The organism is Halomonas sp. B23F22_3 (assembly GCF_043496965.1).
Classification (GTDB): Bacteria; Pseudomonadota; Gammaproteobacteria; order Pseudomonadales; family Halomonadaceae; genus Halomonas.
This window is the reverse complement of the sequence record NZ_JBIEKG010000004.1, coordinates 345,119-357,718: the sequence shown is the minus strand read 5'-3', so window position 1 is coordinate 357,718 and position 12,600 is coordinate 345,119. Positions and strand designations below refer to the sequence as shown.

Genomic DNA, 12,600 nt, shown 5'->3' with positions numbered 1-12,600 from the left:
AGTAAGCGACGCGGAGACGCCGATCGGGGGCGGAGCGAGAGAAAAGCGGCGAAGCGCGGCCGAGCGGCCCGCGAGGGCGGGCGCCGCTCGGCGCCTCAGAGGCCCGCGGCGAGGCGGGTGCCCTGGGCGATGGCCCGTCGGGCATCGAGCTCGGCGGCCTCGTCGGCGCCGCCGATCACATGCACGCCAACACCGGCCGCGCGCAGCGGCTGGAGCAGTTCGCGCACCGACTCCTGACCGGCACACACCACCACGGTATCGACCTCGAGCCGGCGCGGCTCACCCGCGACGCGCAGCGCCAGGCCGTCGTCGTCGATGCCGACATACTCGCAGTCGGCGATCGCCTCGACCCCGCGGTGGGCCAGCGAGGCGCGATGCACCCAGCCGGTGGTCTTGCCGAGTCCCTTGCCGGGCCGGGAGGCGCGGCGCTGCAGCAGGAAGACCCGGCGCGGGGTCGCGGGCGGCTGCGGCGCCTTGAGCCCGCCGCGCTCGGCCATGGCCAGGTCGACGCCCCATTCGTCGCACCAGGTCGCGACATCCTGCGAAGGATGACCGACATGCGTCAGCAGCTCCGCCACGTCGAAGCCGATGCCGCCGGCGCCGATGATCGCCACCCGCGCCCCGACCCGCTCGGGATGGGTGATGGCCTCGGGGTAGCTCATCACCATGGCATGCTCGATGCCCGGCAGCGCGAGCCGGCGGGGGCGCACGCCGGTGGCCAGCACCACCGCGTCGAAGCCCCCTAGGTCCTCGACCCCGGCCTCGACGTTCAGCCGCACCTCCACGCCGTGCTTGTCGAGCATCGTCCGGTAGTAGCGCAGGGTCTCGTCGAACTCCTCCTTGCCGGGGATGCGCCGCGCGTGGTTGAACTGGCCGCCAAGTTCGCCGGCCCGCTCGAAGAGCGTCACCGCATGTCCCCGCTCGGCGGCGGTCACGGCCGCGGCCAGCCCCGCCGGGCCGCCACCCACCACGGCGACGCGCCGCGCGTGCTCGGCCGGGGTGACGACCAGCTCGGTCTCGTGACAGGCGCGGGGGTTGACCAGACAGGAGGTCAGCCGCCCCTCGAAGACCTGGTCCAGGCAGGCCTGGTTGCAGGCGATGCAGGTATTGATCTCGTCGTCGCGCCCGGCGGCGGCCTTGCTCACCCAGGCCGGGTCGGCCAGGAAGGGGCGCGCCATGGAGACCATGTCGGCATGCCCCTCGGCCAATACCCGCTCGGCCACCTCGGGCATGTTGATGCGGTTGGTGGTGATCAGCGGCACGCTGAGCGCCTCGCGCATGCGCCGCGTCACCTCGGTGAAGGCGGCGCGCGGCACGCTGGTGACGATGGTCGGCACCCGCGCCTCGTGCCAGCCGATGCCGGTGTTGATCAGGTCGGCGCCGGCGGCCTCGACGGCGCGCCCCAGGGCCAGGACTTCCTCGCGACTGCTGCCCTCCTCCACCAGGTCGATCATCGACAGGCGGAAGATCAGCAGGAACGCCTCGCCCACCGCCTCGCGGATGCGCCGCACGATCTCCACGGCAAAGCGCTGGCGATTCTCGACGCTGCCGCCCCAGCCGTCATCGCGATGGTTGGTGCGCGGACAGAGGAACTGGTTGATGAGATAGCCCTCGGAGCCCATCACTTCGACCCCGTCATAGCCGGCCTGCCGAGCCAGGGTCGCACAGCGCACGTAGGCCTCGATGCGCGCCTCGACCTCCTCGGAGGTGAGTTCACGCGGCATGAAGGGGGTGATCGGCGACTGGATCGCCGACGGCGCCACCAGCTCCGGGGTATAGGCATAGCGGCCGGCATGCAGGATCTGCAGGCAGATGCGTCCGCCGGCCTCGTGCACGCCCTCGACCACGCGGCGGTGATCCGCCAGCTGATCCGGGCGCTCCAGGGTCGCGGCGCCCTGGAAGACGGCGCCTTCGGCGAGCGGCGCGATGCCGCCGGTGACGATCAGGCCCACCCCCTCCCGGGCCCGTTCGGCATAGAAGGTTGCCAGCCGCTCGAAGCCGCCGGGGGCTTCCTCGAGGTTGGTGTGCATCGAGCCCATCAGCACCCGATTGGGGAGCGTCAAGTGGCCGACCCTCAAGGGGCGGAACAGCTGGGGGTAAGCACTCACGGCGGGATCCTCATGGTCGAAACGGCGACGATTTCAAACAACTGTATGATAGTCGCAACGCAAGACGCAAAGATTCATCGCAGGAACAGGCGAAAAACAGGCGAACCGACGAGGGAGGGAAACCGAGCAACGAGAAAGATATCGCCGCAAAACGAAACAGCCCCGGGGCCAAAGGGCCTCGGGGCTGAAGAATTCGTGTGCAGATGGCGGACCGGACGGGACTCGAACCCGCGACCTCCGGCGTGACAGGCCGGCATTCTAACCAACTGAACTACCGGTCCGCGTGGTGGGTGATACCGGACTCGAACCAGTGACCCCCAGCATGTGAGGCTGGTGCTCTAACCAACTGAGCTAATCACCCACGCGTTACTGCAACTTTTGCTACTGCTGTCTCAGGCCATCGTGGCGGACCGGACGGGACTCGAACCCGCGACCTCCGGCGTGACAGGCCGGCATTCTAACCAACTGAACTACCGGTCCGCAAGACGACTTGCGACGAAGAAGATGTTGGCGGACCGGACGGGACTCGAACCCGCGACCTCCGGCGTGACAGGCCGGCATTCTAACCAACTGAACTACCGGTCCGCTGCTATCTTCTACTACGTAATCGGGTCATTGCCGTGGCAATGGTGGGTGGTACAGGGTTCGAACCTGTGACCCCCAGCTTGTAAGGCTGGTGCTCTCCCAGCTGAGCTAACCACCCCCGGTCACGTGGCGCTGCATTCTACAGGGGACCGGATCAATGTCAACGCTTTTTGCGCTGTCAGGGTGAACCTCGTCGCGAAGAAGAATCGCCGCGCTTTCATCCACTTGGCCACATCGCCCGCGCCGCGCGGCTTTCAGGAATGTTCGCTCATGAACGCGGCGATCGTATCGCACGCTTCGGTGATCAGCGCCGTCTGATCGCGGCCCGAGGCGCGCCTGGGTTTCCAGTCGTGGTCGCCATCCTCGAGCCAGTGCAGATGTGCCACCTCGGGCAGCGCATAGCCGGCGACCTGTTCGCGGGTGCCGAAGGGATCGCGACTGCCCTGTACCACCAGGGACGGACAGGCGAGTGATGGCCAGTGAGCGAGACGGAGTCGCTCCGGCTTGGCGGGAGGATGAAAGGGATAACCGCACAGTACCAGCCCTCGGGCGGACGCTCGGTGGCTGTCTCGCGCCGCCAGCATGCTGGCCACGCGGCCCCCCATGGACTTCCCTCCCAGCCAGAGTGGCGGAAGGTCGCGGTGCGACACACTGTCGCACCACCGGGACAGTTCATCGACCAGGCGCTCGACCTTCGGCGGGGGGCGACGACGCCCTTCACGGCGCATCGTCTGCAGGTAATCGAACTCGAAGGCGAGGGTCTGCACGCCGACAGTGGCGAGGCCCTGGCGCAACCGTTGCATAAAGGTTGAATCCTGGCCCGCTCCGGCTCCGTGAGCGATAAGCAATCGACCGACACGACCTTCGCCGCATACTTCCAGCGGGCCGAATCCCTCAATATTCCAGCATCCCTGCTCGCCATCGAGCAGTCGTCGGGAGAGGGTTGACCGGCCGATGGGCGGAAAATCCCGACAAAAACAGTCCGACAATTTAGGCCTCCTTGAGTTCATAAATCAACACATTGGCGTGTTCAGCTTGCCGGACGCCTGCGCTAGAATCACCCTTGGTTAAAGACCTGCATCATCCTGCGGAGGTCACCCCGAGGCAGAATGCCGCGGGACACCCCCAAACCGCGTTCGATGGGAACCTGACATGAGCACAGCATTTGAACACCCGACCTACAACTACAAGGTAGTTCGGCAGTTCGCGATCATGACGGTGGTGTGGGGCATCGTGGGCATGGCCCTCGGTGTCGTCCTCGCCTCGCAGCTGGTATGGCCGGAACTGAACCTGGGACTGCCGTGGACGAGCTTCGGCCGACTGCGCCCCCTGCACACCAACGCCGTGATCTTCGCCTTCGGCGGCTCGGCGCTGTTTGCCACCTCCTACTACGTCGTGCAACGAACCTGCCAGGTACGACTGTTCTCCGACAAGCTGGCCGCCTTCACCTTCTGGGGCTGGCAGGCGGTGATCCTTTCCGCGGTGGTCACCCTGCCGCTGGGCCTCACCAGCACCAAGGAGTACGCCGAACTCGAGTGGCCGATCGACATCCTGCTGGCCGTGGTCTGGATCAGCTATGCCATCGTCTTCCTGGGGACCATCAAGCTGCGCAAGACCTCCCACATCTACGTGGCGAACTGGTTCTTCGCGGCCTTCATCATCACCGTGGCCGTGCTGCACATCGTCAACAGCGCCTCGATCCCGGTGACCTCGACCTACTCGGTCTCCCTTTACTCGGGCGCCATCGACGCGATGACCCAGTGGTGGTACGGCCACAACGCGGTGGGCTTCTTCCTGACCGCGGGCTTCCTCGGGATGATGTACTACTTCGTGCCCAAGCAGGCCGAGCGTCCGGTCTACTCCTACCGTCTGTCCATCGTCCACTTCTGGGCGCTGATCATGGTCTACATGTGGGCCGGCCCGCACCACCTGCACTACACCTCGCTGCCCAACTGGACCCAGTCGCTCGGCATGGTGCTCTCGATCATCCTGCTCGCACCCTCCTGGGGCGGCATGATCAACGGCATGATGACCCTCTCCGGCGCCTGGCATAAGCTGCGCACCGATCCGACCCTGCGTTTCCTGGTGGTGGCCCTCTCCTTCTACGGCATGTCCACCTTCGAGGGCCCGATGATGGCGGTGAAGACCGTCAACGCCCTCTCCCACTACACCGACTGGACCATCGGCCACGTCCACGCCGGCGCCCTGGGCTGGGTGGCGATGATCACCATCGGCTCCATGTACCACCTGATCCCGCGCCTGTTCGGCCGCACCGAAATGCACTCGGTGAACCTGATCGCGGTGCACTTCTGGCTCGCGACCATCGGCACCGTGCTCTACATCGCCGCCATGTGGGTCAACGGCATCCTGCAGGGCCTGATGTGGCGCGCCGTGAACCCCGACGGCACCCTGATGTACACCTTCGTCGAGTCGGTGGAAGCCAGCGGCCCGGGCTACATCGTGCGACTGATCGGTGGCCTGTGCTGGGTGGCCGGCATGCTGATCATGGCCTTCAACGTGTACATGACCGTGCGGCGCGGTGAAGGCGCCCGTCAGCCGATTCCGCAGACCGCCTGAGCCAACCAGGGAACGAGACACCAATGAGACACGAGATAGTCGAAAAGAACGTCGGTCTGCTCGCCGTGCTGATCCTGGTAGTGATCAGCTTCGGGGGCCTGGCCGAGATCGTGCCGCTGTTCTTCCAGAAGAAGACCACCGAGCCGGTCGAGGGCCTCGAGCCTCTCTCCGCCCTGGAGCTCGCGGGCCGCGGCGTCTATCGCCGCGAGGGCTGCGTCGGCTGCCACTCGCAGATGGTGCGCCCCTTCCGCGCCGAGACCGAGCGCTACGGCCCCTACAGCGTCGCCGGCGAACAGGTCTACGAGCACAACTTCCTGTGGGGTTCCAAGCGCACCGGGCCGGACCTGGCCCGCGTCGGCGGCCGCTACAGTGACGACTGGCACCGTGCCCACCTCTACAACCCGCGTGACGTGGTACCGGAATCGATCATGCCGGCCTACCCGTGGCTGTTCGAGAACACGCTGAGCGGCGAGCGCATCGATGACGAGATGCGCGTGATGCAGACCCTGGGCGTCCCCTACACCGACGAGCAGATTGCCAACGCCAGCGAGGAGGTGCGCGGCGAGCGGGAGATCACCGCTCTGGTCGCCTACCTGCAGCAACTCGGCACCGTGCTCAAGGATTCGCGCTGATCATGGATAACGGGATCGTCAACGGGGTGATCATCATCCTGCTGATCATCGCCTTCGCGGGGCTCACGCTGTGGGCCTACTCGAAGCGACGCAAGCCGGATTTCGACGAGGCGGCCAACCTGCCCTTCGCCGATGAGGATGAACCGCCGCACCGTGACAAGAACGCCTCCCGAGAGGCCGATTCCCGACACGACAAGGGAGAGAGGAACACATGAACAATTTTTGGGGTGACTCCCTTTCCAGCTTCTGGAGCGCCTGGATCATCGTCATCACGCTGGGCACCATCGGCATCAGCGCCTGGCTGCTCTTCGCCAACCGCAAGACCGACAAGACCCCGGATGCCGAGGGTAACGTCGACACCACGGGCCATGCCGCCGACGGGATCGAGGAGTACGACAACCCACTGCCGCGCTGGTGGTTCCAGCTCTACGTCGGCACCGTGATCTTCTCGCTGGGCTATCTGGTGCTCTACCCGGGCCTCGGCAACTTCTCCGGCCTGCTGGGCTGGAGCCAGGAGAGCCAGTGGGAGGAGGAGGTCGCCCGCGCCGAGGAGCGCTTCGCACCGATCTTCGCCCAGTACCAGGAGGTGCCGATCCCGGAGCTGTCCCAGGACGGCGAGGCGATGCAGGTCGCCGAGCGCATCTTCCTCAACAACTGCGCGATCTGCCACGGCTCCAACGCCAAGGGCGGCTACGGCTTCCCCAACCTGACCGACGACGCCTGGCTGTATGGCGGTGCGCCGGAGAACATCGTCCAGACCCTCAACAACGGGCGTAACGGCCTGATGCCCTCCTGGCAGCAGCTCGGCAGCGAGAACATCGAGAACGTGACCCAGCACGTGCTCTCGCTCTCCGGCAACGCCGAGGATGCCGAGCGTGCCGAGCAGGGTGCCAGCGTGTTCGCCTCGGTGTGCGCCGCCTGTCACATGCCCGACGGCACCGGCAACCAGGCGCTGGGCGCGCCCAACCTGACCGACGATGCCTGGCTCTATCGGGCCCCCGGCCAGTCGCTGGCCGACTCGGTGCGCCAGACCCTGCGTAACGGCCGCAACGGCCATATGCCGGCACAGGCCGCCTACATCGGCGAGGACAAGGTGCACCTCGTCGCCGCCTACGTCTACGGCCTGAGCCGCCAGGACTGAGCCGGCGATCGATGACGGCATGCAAAGGGTGCGGCCTCCGGTCGCACCCTTTCTCGTTATGCGACCGCCCCGATACAATGTCGACCATCCGCAGCGGGTTACCCCCGACGGCCCTCCCCTCCTTGCCAGCCACGAGCCTGCCATGAGCGAGAAGATCCCGACCCACGATGTCACCCCGGATCCGGTGCAGCACCACGCGCCGAACGAGGCGGTCACCCAGCACATGTACGAGAGCCGGCGGCATATCTACGTCCGCGAGATCAAGGGCTTCTTCCAGCGCCTGCGGCGCGCGTCCAACTGGGCGCTGATGCTGGCCTTCTTCCTGCTGCCCTGGGTGCCCTGGGGCGACCGGCCGGCCATCTGGTTCGATCTGCCCGGTCGGGAGTTTCACATCTTCTCGGCGACCTTCTATCCCCAGGAGTTCATGCTGCTCTCCTGGCTGCTGATCATCTGCGCCTTCGGCCTGTTCTTCATCACGGTCTTCGCCGGGCGCGTCTGGTGCGGCTACACCTGCCCCCAGAGCGTCTGGACCTTCCTGTTCATCTGGGTCGAGCATCGCCTGGAGGGCTCGCGCAACCGCCGCATCAAGCTCGACAAGCAGCCGATGAACGCCGACAAGCTGTGGCGCAAGGGCGCCAAGCACGCCATCTGGCTCGCGATCGCGCTGGCCACCGGCCTCACCTTCGTCGGCTACTTCACGCCGATCCGCGACCTGGTCGTGGAGCTGCCGACCCTCGAGGCCCACGGCTGGTCCTACTTCTGGGTCGGCTTCTTTCTGGTCTTCACCTACCTCAACGCCGGCTGGCTGCGCGAGCAGGTGTGCATCTACATGTGCCCCTACGCCCGCTTCCAGTCGGTGATGTTCGACCGCGACACCCTGATCGTCTCCTACGACAGCGCCCGCGGCGAGCCGCGCGGCCCGCGCAAGAAGACGCTGAGTCATGAGCAGGCACAGGCCGCCGGCCATGGCGACTGCATCGACTGCGACCTCTGCGTGCAGGTCTGTCCCACCGGCATCGACATCCGCGACGGCCTGCAGTACGAGTGCATCACCTGTGCGGCCTGCATCGACGCCTGCGACAGCGTGATGGATAAGATGGGCTACCCTCGCGGGCTGATCCGCTACACCACCGAGAACGCCCTCGAGGGCCGGCCGACGCACATCCTGCGCCCGCGCCTGATGGGCTACCTCGCCGCCCTGCTGGTGATGATCGGCGTCTTCGCCTGGGCGGTGGCCGACCGCACGCCGCTGGGCTTCGACGTCGAGCGCGAGCGCACCCAGCTGTTCCAGATGACCCGCGACGGGCGCATCAGCAACGTCTACACCATCACCGTGCGCAACCTCGACAATCGCGCGCACGATTACCGGCTGGAGGCCTCCGGTCTGCCCGGCCTGACCCTCGACACCCAGGAGGTCAGCGTGCCGGCCAGCGAATCACGCCAGCTGGTGGTCCAGGCCAGCGCGCCGCCCGAGTCCATCGACCGGCCCAGCGCCGAGATCATCCTGCGCCTCGAGGCGACGGATGCCGACATCGCCATCGAACGTGACAGCCGTTTCCTAGGAGAGACCCGCTGATGAGTGCGGAGCCGCAAAGCATCCCCCCCTGGTACAAGCAGTTCTGGCCGTGGTTCCTGATCGGCCTGCTGGCCTCGTCGGTGACCTTCAGCGTCACCTACCTGGTGCTGTCGATTCACTTCTACGACGGCACGGTGGAACAGGACTACTACAAGCAGGGACTGGCCATCAACGAGCAGCTGGCCAAGCAGGAGCACGCCCGCCAGCTGGGCCTCGAGGCGGTCATGCGCGCCGACCCCCGCACCGGCGACATCGTCATCGACCTGGCGGGCGAGCGCCGGCCGGAGCGGCTCCATCTCGAGCTGATCTTCCCCACCGAGAGCAGCCGCGACCGCTCGCTGGTGCTCGAGCACGTGCGCGACGGGCGCTACGTGACCTCGATCGACCAGCCGCTGAACTACCGCTGGTACCTGCATCTGCAGCCCACCGAGGGCCGGGACGCCGAGTGGCGCCTGACCGGCGAGGCGCGCTTCCCGACGGAAGGCGAGATCTCGCTCTCCCCCGGCATCTAGATGACCGCGACCGCCACGCCCTCCCCGACGACCGACGCGCCCGGCTGCTACCACTGCGGCAGCCGGGTCCCCGTGGGCGCGCCCTGGTCGATCACCCTGGACGAGGAGCGCCAGCCGCTGTGCTGCCCCGGTTGCGAGGCCGTGGCCCACGCCATCATCGACGGCGGCCTCGAAAGCTACTACCGCTTTCGCACCGAGCTGCCCGAGCGGCCGGATGATCGCCAGGCGGTGCACGCCGAGACCTGGGCGGTCTTCGACGACCCCGGCCTGCAGGCGCGCTTCGTGCATCCCGACGCCGAGGGTGGCGGCGTGCACGCCACCCTGGCGGTGGACGGCATCACCTGCGCGGCCTGCGCCTGGCTGATCGAGCACCGCCTCAACGCCCTTCCCGGCATCGAGGCCAGCGCCGTCAACCTCTCCCACCATCGCCTGCGGGTCAGCTGGGACCCCGAGCGGGTGGCCCTGTCGCGGATCCTCGCCGAGATGGCCGCCATCGGCTACCCGGCCCAGCCCTACGAGCCCGATGCGGCCCAGAGCCGGCTGCAGCACGAGGAGCGCATGAACGTGCGCCGGCTGATCATCGCCGCGGTGGCGATGATGCAGGTGCTGATGTTCTCGATCCCGATCTACGTGGCGGATCCCGGCGAGCTCGGCGCCGACTTCGACGCCCTCTTCCACTGGCTCTCCTTCGCCCTGGCCACCCCGGTGGTGCTCTTCTCGGCTCAGCCGTTCTTCGCCAATGCCCTGCGCGACCTGAAGACCCGCACCCTGGGCATGGACGTGCCGGTGTCGCTGGCCATCGGCGGCGCCTACCTGGCCAGCGGCTATGCGGTGATCGTCGGACACGGCGACGTCTATTTCGATTCGGTGGCCATGTTCACCTTCTTCCTGCTGTTCGGCCGCTACATCGAGGTGCGCGCCCGGCGGCGCAGCGGCCACAGCGGCAACGCCCTCTCCGGTGCCCTGCCCCTCTCGGCGATCCGCCTCACCGAGGCGGGCGAGGAGCGCATCCTGCCCTCCAGCGAGCTCGCCGCCGGCGACCGGGTGCTGGTCAAGCCCGGTCACGGCGTGCCGGCCGACGGCGTGATCGAGAGCGGCGAATCGAGCCTCGACGAGTCGATGCTCACCGGCGAATACCTGCCGGTGACGAGACGCGTCGGCGATCGCGTCACCGGCGGCAGCCAGAACATCGAGAGCCCGCTGACGGTGCGCGTCACCCATGCCGGGGCCGAGGCCCGGGTCGCCGGCATCGTCGATCTCACCGACCGCGCCTTCGCCAGCCGGCCGCGCATCGCCCAGCTGGCGGCGCGCATGGCGCATCACTTCGTGCTGCAGGTGCTGCTGATCTCCGTCGGCGTGGCCGTCGCCTGGTGGTTCATCGACCCCGACCGCATGCTGTGGGTCACCCTCTCGGTGCTGGTGGTGACCTGCCCCTGCGCCCTGGCGCTGGCCACGCCCACGGCCCTGACCGCGGGGCACGGCCGGCTGCACCGCCGCGGGGTGCTGATCACCCGTGCCGACGCCCTGGAGGCGCTGTCGCAGCTCGATCGGGTGATCTTCGACAAGACCGGCACCCTGACCAGCGGCGAGATGAGCCTGGTGGAGACCCGGCCGATCGGCGACGCCCTGGAGGAGACGCAGGCGCGTGCCGTGGCGGCCGCCCTGGAGGCGCAGTCCGAGCACCCCATCGCCCGCGCCTTCCGGACCTTCCGCGAGGCCACCGTCACCGCCGACGAGGTACTGAGCCGCCCCGGCCAGGGCCTGGAGGGCCGCATCACCGGGCGTCGCTGGCGGCTCGGCACGCCGACCTTCGCCGCCCCCGAGGCAGTGCCCGCCCCGCCCGGCGAGGGCCAGTGGCTGCTGCTGGCCGAGGATGGCGCTCCCCGCGCCTGGTTCTGCCTTCACGATCGCCTGCGCGAGGATGCCCGGGAGACCGTCGAGGCCCTGAAGGCGCGCGGCCTCGCGGTGGAGCTGCTCTCCGGCGACACCGAGTCGGCGGTGGCGGCCCTGGCCCGGCGTCTGGGTATCGCGACCTGGCAGGCGGCGGCCTCCCCGGAGGACAAGCTGGCGCGCATCCGCTCGCTGCAGGCCGCCGGCGAACGAGTGGCCATGGTCGGCGACGGCATCAACGACGTGCCGGTGCTGGCCGGCGCCGACGTGGCCATCGCCATGAACGGCGCCACCGACCTCGCCCGCACCCGCGCCGACGCCGTCTTGCTCGGCCCGCGCCTGGGGCGTATCGTCGAGGCCATCGCGACCAGCCGCGCCACCCGGCGCATCATCCGCCAGAACCTGGCGTGGTCGCTGATCTACAACGTCTCGGCGCTGCCCCTGGCGGCGATGGGCTTCGTGCCCCCCTGGCTCGCCGCCATCGGCATGTCGGCGAGCTCGCTGGTCGTCGTCGGCAACGCCCTGCGCCTGACTCGCGCCGGACCCGATCGCCCCGCCGGCGCCGACTCCCCCAGGCTGGTGAACGCATGAACATCCTCTACCTGCTGATCCCCCTCTCGCTGATCCTGCTGGGACTGGCAGTCTGGGCCTTCTTCTGGGCCGTCCGCCACGATCAGTTCGAGGACCTCGAAGGCCCCGCCTACCGCATCCTCTTCGACGAGGACGAGAACGATCGCCCGCGCCAGCCACGCCAGCCGCGCGATTCGTCCGACGCCGATCCCGGTGCCGACGCGCCTCGCGACGAGGACCGCCGAGACGACGGCCGCCGCGACTGATGGATCCCACCGGCCTCGACCTTCCCCCGCTGGCGGCGGCCTTCGTCTTCGGCCTGCTCGGCGGCGCCCACTGCATCGGCATGTGCGGCGGCATCATGAGCGCCCTGACCTTCGCCGTGCCGCCCAGCATGCGAAGTCCGGCCCGCCTCTCGGGGCTGCTGCTCGGCTACAACCTGGGCCGCATCACGAGCTACATGATGGCCGGCGCCCTGGCGGCGGGGCTCGGCACGCTGATCGCCCTGAGCCCCCAGGCGCGCCTGGGACTGCAGGCGCTGGCCGCGGTGATGCTGATCCTGATGGCGCTCTACATCGCCGACTGGTGGAAGGGGCTACTCAGGGTCGAAGCGGTCGGCAGGCGCCTGTGGCGTCACCTCGAGCCCGTGGGGCGGCGCCTGATGCCGGTGGTGCGGGTGCCCCAGGCATTCGCCCTGGGCGCCGTCTGGGGCTGGCTGCCGTGCGGCCTGGTCTACTCGATGCTCGCCTGGAGCCTGGCGATCGCCGACCCCTTGCGCGGCGCGACCCTGATGGGCGCCTTCGGCCTCGGCACCCTGCCGGCCCTGCTGGCCACCGGCCTCGCCGCACGCCAACTCGGCGCCCTGATCCGCCATCCGGCCACCCGCACCCTGGCCGCGCTGTCGATCATCGCCTTCGCCCTCTGGCAGTTGTGGACGCTGCTGCCCGGCGCGTCGATGCACTGAGCGCCGATCGCGGCTTCGCTTGACGCAGCTCAACGCGCCGCGACG

At 68.3% G+C, this 12,600-nt stretch carries 11 protein-coding genes and 5 tRNA genes; 9 read left to right on the top strand and 7 right to left on the bottom strand.

What is annotated here, in order from left to right; genetic code table 11:
- Window positions 1–95: 95 nt before the first annotated feature.
- The 7 genes from ACGTNG_RS10850 to ACGTNG_RS10820 form a co-directional block, all read right to left on the bottom strand.
- Complete coding sequence (locus tag ACGTNG_RS10850; protein ID WP_394577025.1) at window positions 96–2,108, bottom strand: oxidoreductase; 2,013 nt, start codon at window positions 2,106–2,108, stop codon at window positions 96–98.
- A gap of 204 nt (window positions 2,109–2,312) precedes the next feature.
- Window positions 2,313–2,389: transfer RNA gene (locus ACGTNG_RS10845), tRNA-Asp, on the bottom strand.
- A gap of 3 nt (window positions 2,390–2,392) precedes the next feature.
- Window positions 2,393–2,469, bottom strand: a tRNA-Val gene (locus tag ACGTNG_RS10840).
- A gap of 42 nt (window positions 2,470–2,511) precedes the next feature.
- A tRNA-Asp gene (locus tag ACGTNG_RS10835) sits at window positions 2,512–2,588 on the bottom strand.
- A 28-nt stretch (window positions 2,589–2,616) separates the two neighbouring features.
- Window positions 2,617–2,693 (bottom strand) — tRNA-Asp (locus tag ACGTNG_RS10830).
- 42 nt (window positions 2,694–2,735) lie between these two features.
- A tRNA-Val gene (locus ACGTNG_RS10825) sits at window positions 2,736–2,811 on the bottom strand.
- A gap of 136 nt (window positions 2,812–2,947) precedes the next feature.
- The gene (locus tag ACGTNG_RS10820) at window positions 2,948–3,541 is read right to left on the bottom strand and encodes an alpha/beta family hydrolase (protein ID WP_394577262.1); all 594 of its coding nucleotides are present in this window, start codon (window positions 3,539–3,541) and stop codon (window positions 2,948–2,950) included.
- A 304-nt stretch (window positions 3,542–3,845) separates the two neighbouring features.
- Here ACGTNG_RS10820 and ccoN point away from each other — a divergent pair, with 304 nt between their 5' ends.
- From ccoN to ACGTNG_RS10775, 9 genes are all read left to right on the top strand, one after another.
- Window positions 3,846–5,270 (top strand): cytochrome-c oxidase, cbb3-type subunit I, encoded by a 1,425-nt coding sequence (gene ccoN / locus ACGTNG_RS10815; protein WP_394577024.1) that lies wholly within the window; start codon window positions 3,846–3,848, stop codon window positions 5,268–5,270.
- 23 nt (window positions 5,271–5,293) lie between these two features.
- Window positions 5,294–5,902 (top strand): cytochrome-c oxidase, cbb3-type subunit II, encoded by a 609-nt coding sequence (gene ccoO / locus ACGTNG_RS10810; protein ID WP_394577023.1) that lies wholly within the window; start codon window positions 5,294–5,296, stop codon window positions 5,900–5,902.
- Window positions 5,903–5,904: 2 nt separating this feature from the next.
- Complete coding sequence (locus ACGTNG_RS10805; RefSeq protein ID WP_394577022.1) at window positions 5,905–6,117, top strand: cbb3-type cytochrome oxidase subunit 3; 213 nt, start codon at window positions 5,905–5,907, stop codon at window positions 6,115–6,117.
- The gene (gene ccoP / locus ACGTNG_RS10800; protein ID WP_138181381.1) at window positions 6,114–7,043 is read left to right on the top strand and encodes a cytochrome-c oxidase, cbb3-type subunit III; all 930 of its coding nucleotides are present in this window, start codon (window positions 6,114–6,116) and stop codon (window positions 7,041–7,043) included. Before ACGTNG_RS10805 ends, ccoP begins: the two co-directional genes overlap by 4 nt.
- A gap of 142 nt (window positions 7,044–7,185) precedes the next feature.
- Window positions 7,186–8,619, top strand: coding sequence for a cytochrome c oxidase accessory protein CcoG (gene ccoG / locus ACGTNG_RS10795; RefSeq protein WP_394577021.1), 1,434 nt, complete (start codon window positions 7,186–7,188; stop codon window positions 8,617–8,619).
- A complete protein-coding gene (locus tag ACGTNG_RS10790) occupies window positions 8,619–9,131 on the top strand; it encodes a FixH family protein (protein WP_394577020.1) in 513 nt (170 codons plus the stop codon). The genes ccoG and ACGTNG_RS10790 overlap by 1 nt, the downstream gene beginning before the upstream one ends.
- Window positions 9,132–11,612 (top strand): heavy metal translocating P-type ATPase, encoded by a 2,481-nt coding sequence (locus ACGTNG_RS10785; RefSeq protein WP_394577018.1) that lies wholly within the window; start codon window positions 9,132–9,134, stop codon window positions 11,610–11,612.
- On the top strand, window positions 11,609–11,857 hold the full coding sequence (gene ccoS / locus ACGTNG_RS10780; RefSeq protein ID WP_394577017.1) for a cbb3-type cytochrome oxidase assembly protein CcoS: 249 nt from the start codon (window positions 11,609–11,611) through the stop codon (window positions 11,855–11,857). Before ACGTNG_RS10785 ends, ccoS begins: the two co-directional genes overlap by 4 nt.
- Window positions 11,857–12,555 (top strand): sulfite exporter TauE/SafE family protein, encoded by a 699-nt coding sequence (locus ACGTNG_RS10775; protein WP_394577016.1) that lies wholly within the window; start codon window positions 11,857–11,859, stop codon window positions 12,553–12,555. Before ccoS ends, ACGTNG_RS10775 begins: the two co-directional genes overlap by 1 nt.
- Window positions 12,556–12,600: the final 45 nt, after the last annotated feature.

Bases quoted from the DNA above. Each gene is read 5' to 3' on its own strand.
- ccoN (WP_394577024.1), top strand. From the start codon at position 3,846: ATGAGCACAGCATTTGAACACCCGACCTACAACTACAAGGTAGTTCGG.
- ccoP (WP_138181381.1), top strand. From the start codon at position 6,114: ATGAACAATTTTTGGGGTGACTCCCTTTCCAGCTTCTGGAGCGCCTGG.
- ACGTNG_RS10785 (WP_394577018.1), top strand. From the start codon at position 9,132: ATGACCGCGACCGCCACGCCCTCCCCGACGACCGACGCGCCCGGCTGC.
- ACGTNG_RS10775 (WP_394577016.1), top strand. From the start codon at position 11,857: ATGGATCCCACCGGCCTCGACCTTCCCCCGCTGGCGGCGGCCTTCGTC.
- ccoO (WP_394577023.1), top strand. From the start codon at position 5,294: ATGAGACACGAGATAGTCGAAAAGAACGTCGGTCTGCTCGCCGTGCTG.
- ccoG (WP_394577021.1), top strand. From the start codon at position 7,186: ATGAGCGAGAAGATCCCGACCCACGATGTCACCCCGGATCCGGTGCAG.
- ACGTNG_RS10790 (WP_394577020.1), top strand. From the start codon at position 8,619: ATGAGTGCGGAGCCGCAAAGCATCCCCCCCTGGTACAAGCAGTTCTGG.
- ACGTNG_RS10805 (WP_394577022.1), top strand. From the start codon at position 5,905: ATGGATAACGGGATCGTCAACGGGGTGATCATCATCCTGCTGATCATC.
- ccoS (WP_394577017.1), top strand. From the start codon at position 11,609: ATGAACATCCTCTACCTGCTGATCCCCCTCTCGCTGATCCTGCTGGGA.